The sequence below is a fragment of the Gluconobacter sp. NFX36 genome (assembly GCF_049887835.1).
Taxonomy (GTDB): Bacteria; Pseudomonadota; Alphaproteobacteria; order Acetobacterales; family Acetobacteraceae; genus Gluconobacter; species Gluconobacter japonicus_A.
The window spans coordinates 91,987-111,034 of record NZ_JAGEKJ010000005.1; the positions used below are offsets into that span (position 1 = coordinate 91,987).

Below are 19,048 nucleotides of genomic sequence, written 5' to 3' on the forward strand. Positions count from 1 at the left end.
AAATCCAACCATCAGGCCTGACGGTTCTCAATCAGTGTTCGTCTGATCCTGCGTCCCCGTTCAATACGGGTTGTAATAGCAGCTTCATCGCTTTCCCGGATTGCCTGCGCCATGCCTTGAGCATCTGCCACAAAGCGATCAAGGGTCTCCAAAAGAACATCCTTGTTGGCGATGAAAATGTCCCGCCACATCACCGGGTCCGAAGCAGCAATACGTGTGAAATCCCGAAACCCTGAAGCTGCATAATCAAGAACAGCAGCACGGATTTCTTCGGAAAGATTATCGGCCGTGTCGCAAATGGTAAACGCCAGCAGATGAGGCAGGTGGCTTACCATGGCGCAAATACGATCATGCTTGTCGTCAGACAGGATTTTGGTTCTGGCGCCGCACAGCTCCCAAAGCTGCCGTACCTTCTGCACAGCTTTCTCATCTGCGCCATCAGGCGGCACGAGCAGGGACCAGCGGTTTTCAAACAGCGTCGAGAAACCTGCATCCGGCCCAGAATGCTCGGTACCCGCCATTGGATGGCCGGGTACATATGCAACGCCTTCTGGCAGAAGGGCCTGAATCGTAGGTCCAAGCTGGCCCCGAACCGAGGCTACATCCGTTAAAAAAGAACCCGGCTTCATGTAGGGAAGGATAGCACGCGCCGTCGCTTCAACAGCACCAACCGGCACACAGATCATGACACATTCGGCCTGAGCCGCCACCGCCATGCTATCTGTTACAACATCCGCTATCTTCAGGTCTCGGACACGCTCCAGCACTGCTAGGTTGATGTCCGCTGCAATCAACGTGTCTGCCAGAAGACCTGTTTCGCGCGCACGACGCAGGACAGAAGATCCAATCAGTCCGGGCCCAATAACGGCAAGAGATCTGAAAAGGGCCATCAAAGAATACGCGGCGACGTTGCAAATGCAGCGCCGTCCTTATCTTCGGTTTCACGAGAAGACGAGCCGTCTTTCTTGCCACTTGCGGCCATAACGGATGTTGTTGTCTTCAAAACGGATGTCGCGGTCTTTTCTGAGCGAGGTGTGGAAGAGCCGTTTTCTTTGCGAAGACGGCTCATTTCAACAAACTGCCAGCCGAGAAGAACGGGAATACCTATCAGAATATCCCTTCCACGACGCAGTAGGGACAGACTCAGAGAAATCTGTGAATCAATTCCGAAAATCAGACCAAGAGCGACATAGGCTGCTTCCTGCACTCCCAGAGCCGCGGGGACAAGAAACCCTGCTGACATGATCCCGCACACGACGCCTTCAATAGCGAGCGCTGACAGGAATCCGACATGCGCTCCCAGAAGAATGAGCGCGATCCATGTCAGCAAAGCGCCTGCGATCCAGCAGAGGAAATGTGACAATGCTCCCAGCATGATCCGGTCCGGGCGGCTCCACAGAGCTTCCAGACGGGCCTGAAAAATATCGGTGTTTCCGATCAGGCTTTCGCGCCAGTCAGCCGCAATATGACGCCCAAAGAACATCGCAGCCTTACGAACCATCGACCCGCCACGATGTTGGGTCCAGATAAACCCTGCGATCCCAAGCGACAGAAGAACCATGCCACCCATCAGTGGCCAGATAAACCGCGCAGCTCCCTGATGACCGACAAGGCAGAGGATTGAAACCAGAATGAATGCAATCTGCCCAAGAACTTCGGTGGTGATGTCCACCAGATTGGACGCCACGCCTTCAGGCCAGTGCAGATCTTCTCCATCCACCGCCTGAGCACGGCGCCCTGCCAGAGTTGCTCTGACTCCGAGGACCATTCCACCAAGCTGGGAAAAGGGCAGGCAGGCCCCGGCTGCATCTCGCACCAGACGCGCGCCAATCAGTCTCAGGAGACCGATCTGGGGAACGGAAGCCTTCCAGGCGATACCGAGTCCAATGTCCACCACGAGTTGAGCCATGACCAGAAGGAAGAACCCTCCGATACCGACTTTTCCAAGAGCTTCCATAACAGGATGAACGCCTGCTTTGGCTGCAATGAATGTGAAGAGAGCCACGCCCAGAAGGGAGAGGATAATGGGGAGAGTTTTTTTCAACGTCTTCGTCACATGCCGTTTGCAACACGCTCTAACCCACAGTTCTCCAATATTCCAGTCTTGCAGACGCTTTCCCCCGAAAGCCAGCAGCAGTAAGGTACGCGAAAAATTTCAACCTGTTGCTGATGAACCAAGGAGAAGATTGCCACCATGAACGATGTCACACTCGTTACAGGGGCTACCGGGTTCGTCGGTTCTGCTGTTGCCCGCGTGCTCCGGGAACGTGGGCACCGCCTGCGTCTGTTTATTCGGGAAAACTCGGACCGATCCAACATTACAGAGCTCGACGCGGAACTTGCCATCGGAGATCTTTCCGATCCCTCGACTCTTCCGGCAGCGCTTAAAGGCGTAAAAAATCTTTTCCACGTCGCGGCTGATTACCGACTCTGGGTTCCGGACCCGGCAGTGATGATGAAAGCCAATGTGGAAGGGACGCGGAACCTCATGCTGGCTGCCCTGGAAGCCGGCGTAGAGAAGATCGTGTACTGCTCTTCCGTTGCGGCCCTTGGGCTCAACAAGGACGGTACGCCGGCAGACGAAGAAACCTACGTCACGGAAAGCACCGTTATCGGGACCTACAAGCTTTCAAAGTACCGGGCAGAACAGGAAGTTCTGAAACTGGTGCGTGAAAAGGGACTTCCTGCAATCATCGTCAACCCCTCGACGCCGATTGGCCCGCGCGACATCAAACCAACGCCTACAGGTCAGATGATCCTCGATTGTGCATCCGGTCGGATGCCAGCCTATGTGGAGACAGGCCTCAACATCGTGCATGTTGATGACGTTGCCGAAGGGCATGTTCTGGCGCTTGAACGCGGCAAGATCGGCGAGAAATATATTCTCGGCGGGGAGAACATGATGCTGGGGGATCTTTTCCGCCTCACGAGCGAGATTGCCTGCGTCAAACCGCCCCGCATCAAGCTCAGGCAGTCGTGGCTTTATCCGGTGGCTGTCGTATCTGAATGGCTGGCTCGGGGCTTTGGCATTGAGCCGCGTGTCACCCGTGAAACACTCGCCATGTCTCGGAAGCTGATGTTTTTCTCTTCGCTGAAGGCGCAGACGGAACTTGGCTATGCCCCCCGGCCTGCAAGGGACGCCATAGCGGATGCCATTTCGTGGTTCCGTCTGCATGGACGGATGAAATAATGCTCTATGGAAGTGCACTCACCAGCCTTGGCGCCTGGATCTACCTGACGCTCTTCCATGGAAAATTCTGGCAGGGTGGACCCGTTCTCAAACCTTCCGCTGCTCCGCCCTGCGCCCCTGACGTCGCAATCGTCGTTCCGGCACGGGACGAAGCCGAGTCGATTGAAGCGTGTCTGACGTCGCTACTTGAACAGGATTATGACGGGAAACTGTCGGTCATCCTGGTAGACGATAACAGCACAGATGGAACAGGCGATCTGGCCCGCGCCCTGCCTGACCCACACAAACGTCTCACCGTCCTGACCGGTGCTTCCCGTCCTACGGGATGGAGTGGCAAGCTCTGGGCTGTCAATCAGGGCGCGCAGGAAGCACTGAGTCACATTGGGCCTTACGGATACGTCCTGCTAACCGACGCAGACATCATGCATGCGCCCAAGCATCTTTCGACGCTTCTCGCCAAGGCCCGTGCAGACGATCTGGATCTTGTTTCCGAAATGGTGGCTCTGAATTGTGAGAGCTCTGCAGAGCGCTTTCTGGTTCCGGCCTTCGTCTATTTCTTCGCCATGCTGTACCCTTTTGCATGGACGGCAAACGAGCGATCCAAAATCGCAGGCGCAGCAGGAGGGACCATTCTGCTTCGTCGACGCGCACTGGACCGGATTGGTGGCATTGAGGCTATCAGGGGAGCACTCATCGACGATTGCACTCTTGCAGCGCATGTCAAACGCTCCGGCGGCCGCCTCTATCTGGGCCACAGCGCGCTCGCATGGTCGGTTCGACCATATCGTGGCGCGAAAGACATCTGGGAAATGATTGCCCGGACGGCTTATGTCCAACTCCGGCAGTCGCCGCTCCTGCTTCTTGTGACCATTTTCGGAATGACGCTGATCTGGCTCCTTCCGATCGGACTAACCATTTTTGGGAAAGGGCGTACGAGGAAGGTTGGACTACTGACCTATCTCCTGTCCTGCGCTACATTTCTTCCAACCCTGCGACGGTTCGGACTTCCCTTATGGCGCGCACTGCCGCTGCCGCTGATTGCCGCCTTCTATATGGCCGCAACCATCGGCTCGGCGATCGACCATCACAGGGGCGTTGGCGTGCGCTGGAAAAATCGCTCCTATACGGATGAGGCATCGTGACAGAAGACATCTGGGGGACGAAAGACGTCACCTCTGACAAAGGCAAAACCGACGAGAATTTCCCCGTTGGTTCTTTGCTGATTTCCCGCCATCTCCGCCCGTATGTTCATACCTATTACAATTTCGCCCGCGTGGCGGATGACATGGTGGATACATCCGAACTAACCCCGCAGCAGAAAATTGCCCGACTGCGTGGGATGGCCGCCGTCATCAGAGGAGAACTACAGGCTCCGCAACGAGCCGATGCCCAGACAGCGGTGAAGCTGAGAGAGGTTCTTCTCAAGACAGGTGTACCGCTGGAGACAGCGACAGATCTTCTTGAAGCATTCTGCATGGATGCAGAAAAAACAAGATACGAAAGCTGGCAGGAACTGCTGCATTACTGCCGGTATTCCGCCAATCCTGTCGGTCGGTTCTTATTGCTGCTCCATGCAGAAGGACACGAAACGCTTGCACCTTCAGATGCTCTGTGTTCAGCGCTTCAGGTGATTAATCACCTGCAGGATGCGGCAAAAGATCTTCAGGTTCTGGACCGCTGCTACATTCCGCTGCCCTGGCTTAAGGAAGAAGGCGTTACCATTGATGACCTGAGGCTGGTGCGCAGCAAGCCCGGGCTGAGACGGGTTTTCGACAGGATGCTTGATGGGGTGGATGCACTGAATCGCGAAGCACGCGGTCTTCCAATGCTGATCCGAGATCGACGGATGCGACTGGAGGCCGCTGTCATTGTGGAACTGTCGCATATTCTGGCAAAGCGACTGCGTCGTCAGGACCCTGTGGCCGAACGGGTTGCTCTTACAAAAGCTGACGGGGCAAAAGCCCTACTTCTGGCAATGCGCTACTGGCCAACACACTAAATAAAAAACGGGAGGCCAGAGAGCCTCCCGTTTTGAACTATCAGCCGATGATGCGGTCCAGTGCCGCACAGAATTTCTTCATTTCACTCATCGAGCCAACCGTGATGCGGGATGCGTTCGGCCAGATCGGCCAGGAGCGCCCGATAATGATGTTTTCCTTCAGGAATGCATCCTTGATCGGCCCGGCAGGCCGCTTCCAGTCAATAACGAACATATTTGCATCAGACGGGATAAAGCTGATTCCCTTCTTCTGAAGATGGTCGTAGGTCATGGCGCGGGCCGCAATCATCTCACGACGACGGGCATCGATATCGGCCTTCATGGTGAGGCTCTTCGTGCCACACACAACCGCCGGGATAGGCAGCATGTGTGTCTGGTTCACGCCATCATAGCGCATCATTTTTTCCTGAAGGGCAGGGGCAGCTATGCTAAACCCAAGACGTAGCCCCGCCATTCCAAACATTTTGGAGAATGTGCGCAGAACAACGACATCCCGACCTTCAGCAACAAGCGCAACAGCACTCGGAGCATTAGAGAAGTGAATGTAAGCCTCATCAACCAGAACGATGGAATCTTTTGGCTTGTTTGCGACCAGCCAACGAATATCTTCCAGCGGCGTCAGTGTGCCGGTCGGATTATTGGGCGAACAAATATAATAGACACCTGCGTTTGGATCCGCCTTCAACATCGCTTTCACGTCGGTTTTGTAACCATTTGACGCGTCCAGCGGCACTTTTTTTAGCGGAATTTTAAGCCATTCAGACGCAACCCATCCCGCTTCATAGCTCGGATCAGCCGTCACGAGTCCACGGGTCGGAGAGCAGAATGTCACGATTGTACGACAAAGTGGATCGGACGAACCGCCCCAAGGTATAATGCAATTCTCTGGGATATTTTCGACTTTGGCAGCGGTGCTGATCAGATCTTCGCGCGTATGACCCGTAGGGTCGTAGCGGTTTCCTTCGAAAACCGCAGCGGCACCAGCCTTGGCCGCAGCCGGAAATGGGCCGGTCCAACACTCATTGCTGCCAATACGGACCATCTTGGTCACATCGCCAGGCGGGAGAGCCGTGAGAGGGGAGGCTTCAGCGCGCCCTACGATAGACCGTACCGCCATGCCTGCACTCAGAAGTGCAGCTACGCGGCCCAGACTACGACGGGAGTAACCGCGTGAAAGGAGATCATTTTTTGCTTCAGAGGACAGGCGGTCGGTCATGCTCGGTTCACGCTCCTAGAATTTCTGAAAACATAATAGAAACGAAACGATCTAGCTGTCAAAGGTCCAATTGAGCTTTGATTCAATATTCAGGATTCTGTTTATCCACGGGGATCGACGTGGGTTGTCCTTCTGCGCCAGCGTAAGTCAGCAAAAGGATGGTCGGCTCGTTTCCTGACACACCACGATGAACGTCATTCACAGATTCAGCAAAAGCTTCTCCCTGATGAAAAGTCTGGCTCTTGCCACTTTCCTTATCCTGAATTGTCAAAGAACCCTGCAAAACATATCCCGCGTTCGGAAACGGGTGCTTATGCCAGGGCAGGGCCGTATGTGCCGGAATTGTCAGGCGAATCATGCTGAGTTCCGGCTGGGACGTCGTATAGGGCGCGTAGGCTACGCCGTTCCATGAATGCGTGGCTTTCAGAAGATGATCGGCATGAGCTTTGGCTGACGACGATTCTGCTTGAGCCACAGAAAAACTCGAACACATAGCGATAGTGGCAAGAAAGAGACTGAACTTCATGGGACCTCCTGATGGAAGGGTGTTGCCTTTTGGCATCATAGGAACGTATGGCATCCCATTCCGTTCGAGCCGACTTTGTGACAGGCCCATTTGGCGTTAGAACGCAGCATTTCTGAAACAGGACAGGGGACAGACATGGTTTTCAGCAGGGCGCGTGCTTCTTCCGGTCTTCCCTGCGCGCAGGCCGATCTTGACCATGTGGAGCATATCGTCACTGCATCCGGCACGTCTTTTGCCCGTGGCATGAAGGTTCTGCCGGCAGCAAGACGTCAGGCCATGTTCGCAATCTATGCCTTCTGCCGCGAGGTAGACGATATTGCTGACGGTGACGCGGACGTTGCAGATCCGCTGCAGGCTCTGCAGGAGTGGCATGACCGCATCGAGCGCCTTTATAAGGGTGAAACGCGCGATGCTCTGGACCGCGTGCTTGTAGCGACCATCTTCCGTTTCGATCTGCAGGCTGAAGATTTCCACGCCATCATTGATGGAATGGCCATGGATTGCGGTGATCCCATCATTGCACCAGATGAAAAAACGCTTGATCTGTATTGTGATCGCGTTGCGTCAGCAGTTGGCCGGTTGTCCGTCCGGGCGTTCGGCGACTCTTCGCCGGCTGCCGATCTTGTCTCTAAGCATTTGGGAAGAGCGCTTCAGCTTACGAACATCCTGCGAGATATTGCTGAAGATGCCGAACGCAGCCGTCTCTATCTGCCGTCAGAACTGCTCGAACGCTTCAATGTTCCCAGCGATCCGAAAGAAGCCCTGTACGCTCATGGTCTCGATGGCGTAGGCCGCATCCTTGCCCGGCGCGCCCATGATCATTTCCGGGAGGCACGCCGTGCCATGAAGGACTGTGACCATAAGGCGATGCGTCCGGCGCGTATGATGGCAGCATCCTACGAACCGGTTCTGAATGCTTTGGAAAAAAGAGGGTGGAAGAACCCTGAGGCGGTAGCAAAAGTCAGCAAAGGCTGGCGTGCGGTCCGCGCTTTGGCGGCATATGTGAAATAAGCCCATGAGCCACGTTCATATCATTGGTGGCGGCCTGGCGGGTCTTTCCGCAGCCGTCGAGCTTGCCGCACAGGCAAAGGTCACGATCTACGAGGCAGGTCCGGCCTGTGGGGGACGAGCACGTTCATTTCATGACAAGACACTCGATGCCCTCATTGATAACGGCAATCATCTGATCCTGTCTGCAAATGGTCTGACCTTTCGTTATCTTGATATTCTTGGCGCCCGTCACACATTGAGTGGCCCGGGTATTCCAATTTTTCCCTACTATGATCTGCAGGACGATCTGGCGTGGACGCTGCGTTTGTCCAAGGGAAAGATACCGTTCTGGGCACTTCCCGGTGGTCGCCGCGTGCCTGGCATGAAGCTTTCAGAACTTGCGTCTCTGGGACGCTTTCTGAAAGCCAATGACAATACGGTCGTTGAAGATTGCCTCAAACCAGGTCAACTCAGCCGCCGTCTTTTGGAACCCTTTGCAATTTCGGTTCTTAACACAGACCTGCACACAGGAAGCGCGCTGCTCCTGGGAAATGTGATCCGTAAGTCTCTGGCGCAAGGTGGGATGGCGTGCTGTCCCTGGTTCCCTGAAATCGGACTTTCCGAAACGCTGGTGGACCCGGCTCTTGCCTACCTGCGGCGCTATCATGGAGAAATCCGTACCGGTGTGCGGGTCAGCGCAATCGAACGTGAAAAAGGGCGGGTTACAGCCATCGAGACCACAGAAGGGCGAATTGAGCTTGGCTCGGAAGATCATGTCATCGTGGCTGTACCCGGACCTGTGGCACAAACCCTGCTTCCGGAAATCATTACTCCTGATGCTTTCGAAAGTATCGCGAATGCGCATTTCAAGCTCTCGGCTCCCGTGAAAGCACGGGGCGTCGTCGCGCAGGCACGATTTGTCGGGCTTGTTGGGGGTATTTCGGAATGGATCTTCCTGAAGGGTGACGTCCTGTCCGTAACAGTCAGCGCCGCCAATCGCTACGCCGACCGCGACAGCAACGAAATGCTGGCTACGATCTGGTCTGAAATCAGACGCGCGCTTGATCCCGTTCTGCCTCAGCCCCTGCCTGTTGCGATGCCTCCAGCACGCCTGCTGCGTGAGAAGCGGGCTACGTTTGCCGCAACCCCCGAGCAGAACCGCCGTCGCCCTGCCGCCAAAACCGACACGGCAAACATGGCGCTTGCCGGAGACTGGACGAACACAGGCCTTCCTTCGACCATTGAAGGGGCAATCCAGTCAGGATTGGCGGCAGTGAGTGCCCTGGGTTTCCGTTCAGCCATAAAACACACGGAATCGTGAGGCGCACTCACAAAGCTATGCTTGTAACACCACTCCCCTTGATGAGGGCTGCATGTCCCGGAAGACCTGAATAATGTTGATCTATCCAGACGAAAAAGAAGACCGCATGAGCGAGACCCTTTCCCACAAGCCCATTGAGGGAGATGACGTCACTCGTGCGATCGAGGGGGCTCATGCAGCCCTTGGCAAACGTCAGAAGGACGATGGGCACTGGGTTTTCGAGCTTGAAGCCGATGCCACCATTCCTGCTGAATACGTTCTTCTGGAACACTATCTGGATCGGATCGATCAGGAAAAGCAGAACAAGATTGGCGTTTATCTTCGCCGCATTCAGGGCGAACACGGTGGCTGGCCTCTCTATTTCGGCGGCGGTTTTGACCTTTCTGCGACCGTAAAAGCCTATTTTGCCCTGAAGGCCATTGGTGACAGCATTGACGCGCCGCATATGCGTCGTGCACGTGAAGCCATTCTGGACCATGGTGGCGCAGCTCGCTCCAACGTCTTTACGCGTATCCAGCTTGCGCTGTTTGGGGAAGTTCCCTGGGACGCAACGCCTGTCATGCCGGTTGAGTTGATGCTGCTCCCGCGGACGGCGTTCTTCTCCGTATGGAACATGTCTTACTGGTCCCGCGCAGTGCTTGCTCCCATGCTGGCTGTAGGGGCCTTGAAGCCCCAGGCCGTCAACCCTCGCGGTATTCATATACAGGAACTGTTCGTCAAACCGCCATCTGAGGTCAGAGACTGGATACGCGGGCCTTACCGTTCGATCTGGGGGCGGGCGTTCAAGCATCTGGACACGGCGTTACGGCCAGTGTTGCCGCTCATTCCCAAGACAATTCATGACAAGGCTCTTAAAGCAGCCATCAGCTTTATCGAGCCGCGCCTGAGCCGTGGCGGTCTCGGAGCAATCTATCCTGCCATGGCCAATGTGGTCATGATGTATCGTGCCCTTGGTGTGCCGGATAGTGATCCGCGCGTTGTGACAGCATGGGAGTCCATTCAGGACCTTCTGGTTCACAAGAATGACGAAATTTACTGCCAGCCCTGCGTGTCCCCTGTCTGGGATACAGGGCTGTCCGGTCTGGCCATGATGGAAGCTGCGTCCGGAGCACATCCGACAAAGCGTGATGAAACCCTCGCAAAGCTGAAGAAAAGTGCCGAGTGGCTCCGGGATCGTCAGATCCTCGACGTCAAGGGAGACTGGGCAATCAACACGCCGGATCTGCGTCCAGGCGGATGGGCCTTTCAGTACGAAAATGACTACTACCCGGACGTGGATGACACAGCTGTTGTCGGCATGCTGCTTCATCGTGTTGACCCTGAAGAAAACCGCGAAGCGATTGAACGCGCCCGTGAATGGATCATCGGGATGCAGAGCACAAATGGCGGCTGGGGCGCGTTCGACGTCGATAATGACCTTGAGATGCTGAACCATATTCCATTCTCGGATCATGGCGCACTCCTTGATCCTCCTACGGCAGACGTCTCGGCCCGGTGCATTTCCTTCCTATGCCAGCTTGGTCATCCGGAAGATCGCCCGGTGATCGACAAGGCACTGGAATACCTGCGCAAAGAGCAGGAAAAGGAAGGATGCTGGTTTGGACGCTGGGGGACGAATTATATCTACGGCACATGGTCTGTTCTGTGCGCGCTGAACATTGCGGGAATTGCGTACGATGACCCCATGGTGAAGCGCGCTGTGAACTGGCTGGAAGATATTCAACGTTCGGACGGCGGCTGGGGCGAGGATTGTGCAACCTACGAAGGTGCACCCCCGGGCATTTACAAGGAAAGCCTGCCATCCCAGACAGCTTGGGCCGTTCTGGCCCTCATGGCTGTGGGGCGCAGGGACAGTGAAGCCGTCAAACGCGGCGTCAACTTCCTGATGTCCCAGCAAGACGAGAACGGAGAATGGCAGGAAGAAGCCTATAACGCCGTTGGCTTCCCGAAAGTCTTCTACCTTCGTTATCACGGCTACAAGCAGTTCTTTCCGCTCCAGGCCCTGTCCCGATATCGCAATCTGGGCACCAGCAACACGGGCCGAGTGGAATACGGTTTCTGATGCTCGGTATTCTGGTTGGAATGAAGCAGGAAGCGTGCATTATTCGCCGTTTCCTGCCTGATGCACCCATTGCCTTGAGCAACGCGACAGCGTCTGGTGCAATGGAAGGTGCTGCACGGCTTGTTCAGGCAGGTGCAACCCGGCTGTTATCGTTTGGCTGTGCCGGGGGTCTATCGTCCAGCGTTGTGCCGGGAACGATCGTCGTTGCGGACCGGGTCGTTGTTCAAGACACGTCCTACGACGCGGACATTGTTCTGAGCAGACGTTTCGGGGCCGATCATGCGCGACGTGGAGGTCTTCTGCACAGCGACACCCTGATCGAGACAGCAGCAGAAAAAAGCCGTCTGTACAACCAGACCCGCTGTGTTGCAGTCGATATGGAAAGCGGCGCGGTTGCTCAGACGGGCAAACCCTTTGCTGTTCTAAGGGTGGTTTGCGATGATTCGGACCGGAATCTGCCACCTGCAGCGCGTGATGGCCTGAAAGACGGGGCCATTTATCTACCCGGATTGTTTGGATCTCTTCTGAAGCATCCACGGCAGATCCCAGCCCTCATGGAACTGGGACGGGATGCCGCAGCGGCTCAGAAGGCCATTGCCCTATTTCTGAAAACCTATCCGCCGCAGCTTTGAGAAAACGGTCGCGCCTACGAACGCAGCGATAACACCCGCTGGAACCAGCCATGGGAAGGCGATGGGGTGCCCATCAAGACGCACCATCGCCAACAGACCCAACACGGCAATAGATACCAGAAAACCAGCAATTCCGCTCGCTTCGTCCCGCGAATGTGCAAGCATGGCCAGCAGGAAAATGCCTAACGTCGCACCGTAGCTGTAGGATGCTATGGAGAGACCGAACACGACAGCAGAGCCGGTCGGGTGCGAGAACAGCAAAGCGGTTGCGACCAGCAAAACAGCCCAGAACGATGTCGCCGTCCGCAGGGAGAGCGTGTTTTTAGGAAAGAAGTCACTTCTGGTTGCTGCGGCCATGGAATTCATGGCGCTGGAAAGCGATCCCATTGTCGCGGCTAAAATACCCGCGATCAGCAATCCGCGCAGAATTGGCGGTAACGTCAGAATAAACTTCGGAAAAAGTGCATCTGGCGCGCCCTGATACTCCGGCCAGAGAACATGCAGTCCAACGCCTATAAAAGAAAGCAATGCAAAGAGAAGCGCCACGACAAAGACGCTTCCGATCATCGCAGCACGCGCGCCTCCAAGAGTTCTGGCGGCAAGGCAACGCTGTAGCATCAACTGGTCCGTCCCGTGAGACGCCAGGGAGAGGATCGCTCCTCCCACCACGGCACCCGTTACCGAGAACGGGTTGGTGAAAGCGGGCAAACCGGATGTGAAGAGTGGGGCGGCATGAAAGACGGCAGGACCAATACGGTCAAACAGCACAATGCCGCAGGCAGCACTTCCGCCCAGATAAAGAACAAGCTGGAGCGTATCGGACCACACCACAGCCTTCAGACCACCCGCCAACGTGTAGGCCAATGTCAGCACGACGATGCCCATGAGCAAAACGAAGTCAGGGACGGGGTATCCGATACTCGCAAACAGGAGGGAGACGGGAAGCATGCCTGCATAGAGGCGCACCCCCTCCGCCAGAAGACGTGTCAGGAGAAATGTGCCAGAGACGAGCTTCTGAAGACGATGGCCAAAACGTTGCCCGACATACCGGTAAATGGATGTGGCGCCGCGCTCATGAAGTGGCAGAAACCATATCGCAACGGCGACGCGCCCAAACAGGTACCCCAGAGCCAGCCCCAAGAAGACATAGCCATGTAGAAAGGCAACACCGGGAACACTAACGATTGTGAGTGTTGATGTTTCTGTGGCCACCAGTGACAGGCATATGGCCCAGGGCGGCAAATCCTTGTGAGGCTGCCGCGCCAATGTAAGCGCGAAGACGGGCAGCGAGGCCAGATATAGCAGGATTACAGTCAGACTCTGGATCATCCTGTCCGTTCTGTAGCCGCAACATGTTTCGGTCAAGCGCGCAAACTGATGAGCGCTTCTGAAAAGCACTCATCAGAAGGGAGGTTAGTCTTCTTCGGTCAGACGTTCGGGACGAAACCCGGTAGCGATGACGTACAACTCGCTTGATTCTTTTCTGGAAGCAGGCGGCTTGACGTGTTTCACGGAAGCGAAGGCCAGCTTCATGGAATCAAGCATCTGCTTTTCAGAGCCGCCCTGGAAAACCTTGGCAACAAAGCTGCCACCTTCGGCAAGAACCTGCATGGCAAAGTCGAGCGCACCTTCTGCGAGACCCATGATGCGCATATGGTCTGTCGCTGCATGACCGGTTGTATTGGGAGCCATATCAGACATCACCAGATCAGCAGGGCCGCCAAGAATTTCCTTCAGGCGGTCCGGCATCTCAGGATCGGTGAAATCACCTTCAATGATCTCGGCTCCACTCACTGGATCGACGGGCAGGAGGTCAACGCCCGCAATATGCCCTGCACCACGCTTGACGGCCACCTGTGACCAACCACCTGGCGCTGCACCAAGGTCAATGACGCGCGCGCCCGGCTTAATGATGTGAAAGCGGTCATCAATTTCGATCAGCTTGAAGGCGGCACGAGACCGCCAGCCCTGCTTCCGGGCAGCCGCCACATAAGGGTCATTCAACTGACGGTTCAGCCAGCGCTGCTGCGCAGTAGTACGGCCACGGGCAGTACGGAGCGTGACGACCTTGTTACGGGCTGTCTGGGATGTCGAGGCGTCCTGTGTGGCATCAGCCGCCCCAGGGGCAGCTGCGCTCTTGAGAGCTTTTCCAGGGATGCGCTTGGGTCCCGTATCCTTTTTAGAAGAACCGGAGCGGGATCTGGGCGGCTTCATATCGTGGCGTAATTCCCGAGAGGGCCCCTTGAACGGGGCGTGACATGACGATAGGGCCTACGGCGTTCCCGTGTGAAACGCTGGCCATGATCGCGGGCCATACGCAGCAGCATGCCGTCACGCAACCCCCGATCGGCAATCGTGACCTCTTCTATAGGCCATGCGCGATGAATTGCCTCGAAAATTGCACAACCCGGGAGAACATATTTCACACGATCCTCTCCCACGCATGGATGGGCGGAAAGATGATTTCTCGAAAGCCCGCGCAACGTATTGATGGCTTCGCGCATGACGTTACCCGGCAAAGTAAGACCATCAATCGCCGCACGATTATAACGGGGCAGGGAAAGAGCCACACCAGCAAGGGTCGTCACTGTCCCGGATGTTCCCAGCAGACAGGCATTTCCCTGCGTAATTTCCCTTCGGATGCGATGAATATTCTCGAAATCGGCCAGATGGCTCTGAACGTAAGACACCATCTCCTCATAAGAAGACCCGTGGCCTTCGCCGAACATTTCTTGAAGGGTAATGACGCCGACAGGCATACTGGTTGTGCCGATCAGAGTCTGGGACTTGCGAGCCTGGTCCACCCGGACCCATGCAACTTCGGTTGACCCACCACCAATATCGAACAGAACGCCACGCTCAGCCCGGGCAGGGGCATGAGACGGCACGCGGAAAAGCGGAGAGCAGCTTTCAAGAGCCAGCTCGGCTTCTTCGCGGGCAGTAATGATGTCGATCGTCAGGCCGATTTCGCTCTGAACACGTTCAAGGAACTCGCGACCGTTGGCCGCCTTGCGGCAGGCTTCCGTTGCAACGGCCCGAACGTGGGATAGGGGCCATTGCTTCATGCGCTCCACACAGATCCGCAGAGCATCCAGTGCGCGCGTCATGGACTCTTCCGCCAGACGGCCACTCAGACGTAGCCCTTCGCCAAGACGAACGGAGCGGTTGAAGCTATCAACCACACGGAAACCATTGGCTGTTCCGGCAGCAATCATGAGACGGCAATTATTGGTTCCAAGGTCGATGGCGCCAAAGAACGGTCCGGCCTGACGGGTACTAGACGTCCGTACTGACGCCTGACCTGATAGCCTGTGCTCCGTTCCTTGCCTCATCATCTTGTTTAGGCTCCCGATTTGCCCGTTTTGGGACCTTGGATAAGCAGCATGAGACGGGAAAACGTCTGACCGCAAGAAAAATATCAGTTTTTCTAAAAAAAATGAAAATGCCCCCTTGCGTCACCCAGCCGTGATGGGTAAACACCCACTCACCGCTTGGGAGATAGTTTAGCGGTAGAACTACCGGCTCTGACCCGGTCAGCCCTGGTTCGAATCCAGGTCTCCCAGCCAAAAAATTCCTTAAAATCTACCGCAAAAAGAGACTTCCCCTCCAGGGGGAAATTAGTCTATGAGGACCCGCCAACGGCCGGTCGGGCCTTTTGGCTCCCGGTTCTGATTTCAGCGTCTCACGACGCATGACCAACGGGGGCCAGCGGGCATGACATCTTCTTCCTGCACAACTGATCTAAGCGCACGCATTCGCGAGGCACTGGCATTTGACGATGTTCTCGTCGAGCCAGCTGAATCGTCCGTGCTTCCGGCCCAGACGTCGACACGTACACGCCTTACACGCACCATCGAGCTGAACATTCCCCTGATGTCCTCCGCCATGGATACGGTGACGGAAGATGGCATGGCCATTGCCATGGCTCAGCAGGGCGGCATGGGCGTCATTCACAAGAACCTCTCCATTGAAGAGCAGGCCGAGCAGGTTCGTCGCGTCAAGCGCTTTGAATCCGGCATGGTGGTCAATCCCGTCACCGTTGGTCCAGACCAGACACTGGCAGACGTCAACGCCATCATGGCCCGCCATGGCGTCTCGGGTCTGCCCGTTGTGGAAGACGGGACAGGCATCCTTGTTGGCATTCTGACCAATCGTGACGTCCGCTTCACGACGGATCTGAATACCCGCGTTCGCGATCTGATGACGAAAGAGAACCTTGTCACGGTTCTGAACGGCGCTGCGCCAGAAGAAGCTCGCGCACTACTGCATCGCCACCGCATTGAAAAGCTGCTGGTTGTGGACGAAGGCGGTCGCTGCATCGGCCTGATCACCGTCAAGGATATGGACAAGGCCACAACTCATCCGCTCGCCATCAAGGACGATCAGGGGCGCCTGCGTTGCGCGGCGGCTGTTGGCGTTGGCGAAGACGGACTGACTCGCGCTGCAGCTCTCGTGGAAGCTGGCGTGGACGTCATTGTCGTAGATACGGCGCATGGCCACTCACATGGCGTTCTGAACACCGTCCGAACCCTTAAAGAGCGTCATCCCGCTCTTCAGGTCATTGCGGGCAACGTCGCCACGCCTCAGGCCGCACGCGCACTTATTGAAGCCGGCGCCGACTGCATCAAGGTGGGTATCGGTCCGGGTTCCATCTGCACAACGCGTGTTGTTGCCGGTGTAGGCGTCCCGCAGTTCTCCGCTGTTATGGAAACCGCTGCGGCCTGTCATGAACTTGACGTTCCGGCCATCGCGGACGGTGGCATCCGCACATCCGGCGACATCGTGAAAGCTATCGGTGCCGGTGCTGACGTCGTGATGGTTGGCTCGCTGCTGGCTGGCACGGATGAGAGCCCCGGCGAGACGTTCCTGTATCAGGGACGTGCTTACAAGTCCTATCGTGGCATGGGCTCTCTCGGAGCCATGGCGCGTGGCTCTGCGGATCGTTATTTCCAGGCGGAAGTCCGTGACACGCTGAAGCTGGTACCTGAAGGGATCGAAGGGCAGGTTCCTTATAAGGGGGGCATGGCTCCCGTCGTGCATCAGCTCGTTGGTGGCCTGAAGGCCGGCATGGGCTACACCGGATCTGCCACGGTTGCCGATCTTCAGGTCCGCACGATGTTCCGTCGCATCACGAATGCTGGTCTGCGTGAAAGCCACGTTCATGATGTGACAATCACGCGTGAAGCCCCGAACTACCGTCGGGACTGACATTTCATATGCATTGGCCTCTCGCTTTGAGAGGCCAAACCGGCTACGGGGGCGATATGACCCCCGCAGCTCGCCTTTCCGGCGCCATTGATCTGCTTTGTGCGATCCAGAATGCGCCCCGCCGTCCCGCAGACGCTACTGCCAACGCTTTCTTCCGTGAACGCCGCTATATTGGTGGCGGAGACAGACGCGCCATTTCCACATTGGCCTGGGATGTGCTTCGTGGCTGGAGACGGCTGCACTGGCATCTGGAAGGCAGCCAGGGCGACATTTCTCCACGCCTGCTCTGCGCAGCCTCCATGCTGCTGTCTGGCACGACGATGGATCAGGTCCGGATGATGTTCAGCGGCGAGCGCTATGCCCAGAACCCTCTGACGCCGCGTGAGGATATCAACCTCAAGCATCTGGAAGGAAAAGAACTTTCCAGCCAGAAGCAACCAATCGCCATCCGCTTGGAATATCCGGACTGGATCGAGCCCGCGCTTCGCGAGACCTTCGGGTCCCGCATGGCGGACGAGATGGAAGCCATGCTGGGCGCACCCACACTGGATCTGCGCGTGAACCTTCTGAAGGGCACGCGGGAAGACGCTCTGCGCGCGTTGAAGCGGGAAGGGCTGAACGCTGTTCCGACCAAGCTTTCCCCATGGGGTCTGCGCCTCGATGGGCGTCAGCCCGTCACGGCCGCACAGGCTTTCAAGGATGGTCTGGTCGAAATTCAGGATGAAGGATCGCAACTGGTTGTCGCGGCGGCTGATGCGCGCCCAGACAACCGCGTTCTGGATTACTGTGCAGGCGCAGGCGGCAAAACGCTCGCCCTTGCCATGACCATGGAAAACAAGGGCCATATCGTTGCCTGCGATGTTCACGAGAAACGTCTTGAAGGTGCGGTGAAGCGTCTGCGTCGGGCAGGCGTTCACAACGTCGAACGCCACCTTCTGGTGACAGGCGACAAATGGGCCAAGCGTCGTGCTGCGAGCTTCGATCGTGTTCTGGTAGACGCACCATGTTCAGGCACAGGCACGTGGCGTCGCAACCCGGATGCACGCCTGCGCCTGACGCCAGAGGACATTCAGGAACTTGTTATCAAACAGTCCGAAATCCTTGATCGTGCAGCATCTTTGGTCAAACCGGGCGGCCGAATGATCTACGCGACGTGCTCTCTTCTGGCTGCTGAAAATGGCCAGCAGATTGATGCGTTCCTGAAGCGCAGGACGGACTTTGTTCGGGTTCCAACGGAAGATTTGCCTGATCTTCTTCCGGCCGAACTCCGCGAAAAGGCCCAGTTCTCCCTGACCCCACTTCGGGACGGAACTGACGGCTTCTTCGCCTGCGTCATGCAGCGTCTGGAGCCTGTTGCTCGGACGGAAGAAGCTCCTTCCACATAACAAAAGCATCCACATAGCCGCGCTCGGGGTGGTTGAAGGCACCAGGAAGTGTTCCAACCACCCGGAAACCGAGACGCGTCCAGAGTGCGATGGCGCGGTCATTGGTGCGGACAACGAAATTGAACTGCATAGCTCGGTAGCCCAGGGCCTGCGCTTCTTTCAGGGCAAATTCACCCATTTGACGACCAGCACCATATCCGGGAGACGCGACGAAGCATGCATTCCCGACATGTCGACCGCCACCTGACTGATTGTCCTGAAGATAAAAAGTTCCGACGATCTCACCGTCAGAACTTTCCGCCACAAACACGCGATGTTCGACAGCCATCCAATATCCGAGGGCCTGCCGACGGCCCCATCTCCTCGGAAGGGCATAGGTTTCGCCAGCCTTGAGAACAGGCGCAAGAACACGCCAGATCCCCTCCCGATCCAGGGATTGCGCAGGGCGGATGACCAGTTTCGATTCTGACACGCAGATACTCCCTGCAAAGTGAGACGGTTAGGCCCGGACCATGATCC

General features: G+C 56.5%; 17 protein-coding genes and 1 tRNA gene. 10 read left to right on the top strand and 8 right to left on the bottom strand.

Annotation, left to right across the window (positions count from 1 at the left end; genetic code table 11):
* Nucleotides 1–11: 11 nt before the first annotated feature.
* Both J4P41_RS06680 and J4P41_RS06685 read right to left on the bottom strand, forming a co-directional pair.
* Nucleotides 12–890: a prephenate dehydrogenase/arogenate dehydrogenase family protein gene (locus J4P41_RS06680; RefSeq protein ID WP_426066517.1), complete on the bottom strand. Its 879-nt coding sequence runs from the start codon at nt 888–890 to the stop codon at nt 12–14.
* Complete coding sequence (locus tag J4P41_RS06685) at nt 890–2,056, bottom strand: lysylphosphatidylglycerol synthase domain-containing protein (protein WP_426066518.1); 1,167 nt, start codon at nt 2,054–2,056, stop codon at nt 890–892. The genes J4P41_RS06680 and J4P41_RS06685 overlap by 1 nt, the downstream gene beginning before the upstream one ends.
* A gap of 138 nt (nt 2,057–2,194) precedes the next feature.
* Here J4P41_RS06685 and hpnA point away from each other — a divergent pair, with 138 nt between their 5' ends.
* Genes hpnA through hpnC form a run of 3 tightly spaced genes read left to right on the top strand, consistent with a single transcriptional unit; the run spans nt 2,195 to nt 5,189 of the window.
* Nucleotides 2,195–3,190 (top strand): hopanoid-associated sugar epimerase, encoded by a 996-nt coding sequence (hpnA, locus tag J4P41_RS06690; protein WP_426066519.1) that lies wholly within the window; start codon nt 2,195–2,197, stop codon nt 3,188–3,190.
* Complete coding sequence (locus J4P41_RS06695; protein WP_426066641.1) at nt 3,190–4,332, top strand: glycosyltransferase; 1,143 nt, start codon at nt 3,190–3,192, stop codon at nt 4,330–4,332. The genes hpnA and J4P41_RS06695 overlap by 1 nt, the downstream gene beginning before the upstream one ends.
* Nucleotides 4,329–5,189 carry a squalene synthase HpnC gene (hpnC, locus tag J4P41_RS06700; protein WP_415574303.1) on the top strand — a complete coding sequence of 287 codons (861 nt, stop codon included), beginning with the start codon at nt 4,329–4,331 and terminating at the stop codon, nt 5,187–5,189. The genes J4P41_RS06695 and hpnC overlap by 4 nt, the downstream gene beginning before the upstream one ends.
* Nucleotides 5,190–5,229: 40 nt before the next feature.
* Here hpnC and J4P41_RS06705 read toward each other — a convergent pair whose 3' ends face one another.
* A complete protein-coding gene (locus J4P41_RS06705) occupies nt 5,230–6,405 on the bottom strand; it encodes a pyridoxal phosphate-dependent aminotransferase (RefSeq protein WP_426066520.1) in 1,176 nt (391 codons plus the stop codon).
* Nucleotides 6,406–6,487: 82 nt separating this feature from the next.
* Nucleotides 6,488–6,931: a cupin domain-containing protein gene (locus tag J4P41_RS06710; RefSeq protein ID WP_426066521.1), complete on the bottom strand. Its 444-nt coding sequence runs from the start codon at nt 6,929–6,931 to the stop codon at nt 6,488–6,490.
* A gap of 135 nt (nt 6,932–7,066) precedes the next feature.
* On the opposite strand from J4P41_RS06710, the gene hpnD reads away from it, so the two are divergent.
* From hpnD to J4P41_RS06730, 4 genes are all read left to right on the top strand, one after another.
* Nucleotides 7,067–7,942 carry a presqualene diphosphate synthase HpnD gene (gene hpnD, locus J4P41_RS06715; protein ID WP_426066522.1) on the top strand — a complete coding sequence of 292 codons (876 nt, stop codon included), beginning with the start codon at nt 7,067–7,069 and terminating at the stop codon, nt 7,940–7,942.
* 4 nt (nt 7,943–7,946) lie between these two features.
* Nucleotides 7,947–9,242, top strand: coding sequence for a hydroxysqualene dehydroxylase HpnE (gene hpnE, locus J4P41_RS06720; protein ID WP_426066523.1), 1,296 nt, complete (start codon nt 7,947–7,949; stop codon nt 9,240–9,242).
* 106 nt (nt 9,243–9,348) lie between these two features.
* Complete coding sequence (gene shc, locus J4P41_RS06725; RefSeq protein WP_426066524.1) at nt 9,349–11,304, top strand: squalene--hopene cyclase; 1,956 nt, start codon at nt 9,349–9,351, stop codon at nt 11,302–11,304.
* Nucleotides 11,304–11,936 (top strand): hypothetical protein, encoded by a 633-nt coding sequence (locus J4P41_RS06730; RefSeq protein ID WP_426066525.1) that lies wholly within the window; start codon nt 11,304–11,306, stop codon nt 11,934–11,936. Before shc ends, J4P41_RS06730 begins: the two co-directional genes overlap by 1 nt.
* On the opposite strand, the gene J4P41_RS06735 is transcribed toward J4P41_RS06730, so the two are convergent.
* The 3 genes from J4P41_RS06735 to J4P41_RS06745 all read right to left on the bottom strand — a co-directional run bounded on the left by J4P41_RS06735 (nt 11,904) and on the right by J4P41_RS06745 (nt 15,271).
* Nucleotides 11,904–13,265: a sodium:solute symporter family transporter gene (locus J4P41_RS06735; RefSeq protein ID WP_426066526.1), complete on the bottom strand. Its 1,362-nt coding sequence runs from the start codon at nt 13,263–13,265 to the stop codon at nt 11,904–11,906. The two genes, J4P41_RS06730 and J4P41_RS06735, sit on opposite strands and share 33 nt — an antisense overlap.
* 84 nt (nt 13,266–13,349) lie before the next feature.
* Nucleotides 13,350–14,150 (bottom strand): RlmE family RNA methyltransferase, encoded by an 801-nt coding sequence (locus J4P41_RS06740; RefSeq protein ID WP_023942314.1) that lies wholly within the window; start codon nt 14,148–14,150, stop codon nt 13,350–13,352.
* Nucleotides 14,147–15,271, bottom strand: a complete 1,125-nt coding sequence (locus tag J4P41_RS06745) for a Ppx/GppA phosphatase family protein (protein WP_415574316.1) — start codon at nt 15,269–15,271, stop codon at nt 14,147–14,149. Before J4P41_RS06745 ends, J4P41_RS06740 begins: the two co-directional genes overlap by 4 nt.
* A gap of 157 nt (nt 15,272–15,428) precedes the next feature.
* Here J4P41_RS06745 and J4P41_RS06750 point away from each other — a divergent pair.
* The 3 genes from J4P41_RS06750 to J4P41_RS06760 all read left to right on the top strand — a co-directional run bounded on the left by J4P41_RS06750 (nt 15,429) and on the right by J4P41_RS06760 (nt 18,529).
* A tRNA-Gln gene (locus J4P41_RS06750) sits at nt 15,429–15,502 on the top strand.
* A gap of 148 nt (nt 15,503–15,650) precedes the next feature.
* Nucleotides 15,651–17,144, top strand: coding sequence for an IMP dehydrogenase (guaB, locus tag J4P41_RS06755; protein ID WP_010501790.1), 1,494 nt, complete (start codon nt 15,651–15,653; stop codon nt 17,142–17,144).
* A gap of 56 nt (nt 17,145–17,200) precedes the next feature.
* A complete protein-coding gene (locus J4P41_RS06760; RefSeq protein WP_061931048.1) occupies nt 17,201–18,529 on the top strand; it encodes an RsmB/NOP family class I SAM-dependent RNA methyltransferase in 1,329 nt (442 codons plus the stop codon).
* Here the strand turns inward: J4P41_RS06760 and J4P41_RS06765 are convergent.
* A complete protein-coding gene (locus J4P41_RS06765; protein WP_426066527.1) occupies nt 18,477–19,001 on the bottom strand; it encodes a GNAT family N-acetyltransferase in 525 nt (174 codons plus the stop codon). The genes J4P41_RS06760 and J4P41_RS06765 overlap by 53 nt on opposite strands.
* Between the last annotated feature and the right edge of the window lie 47 nt (nt 19,002–19,048).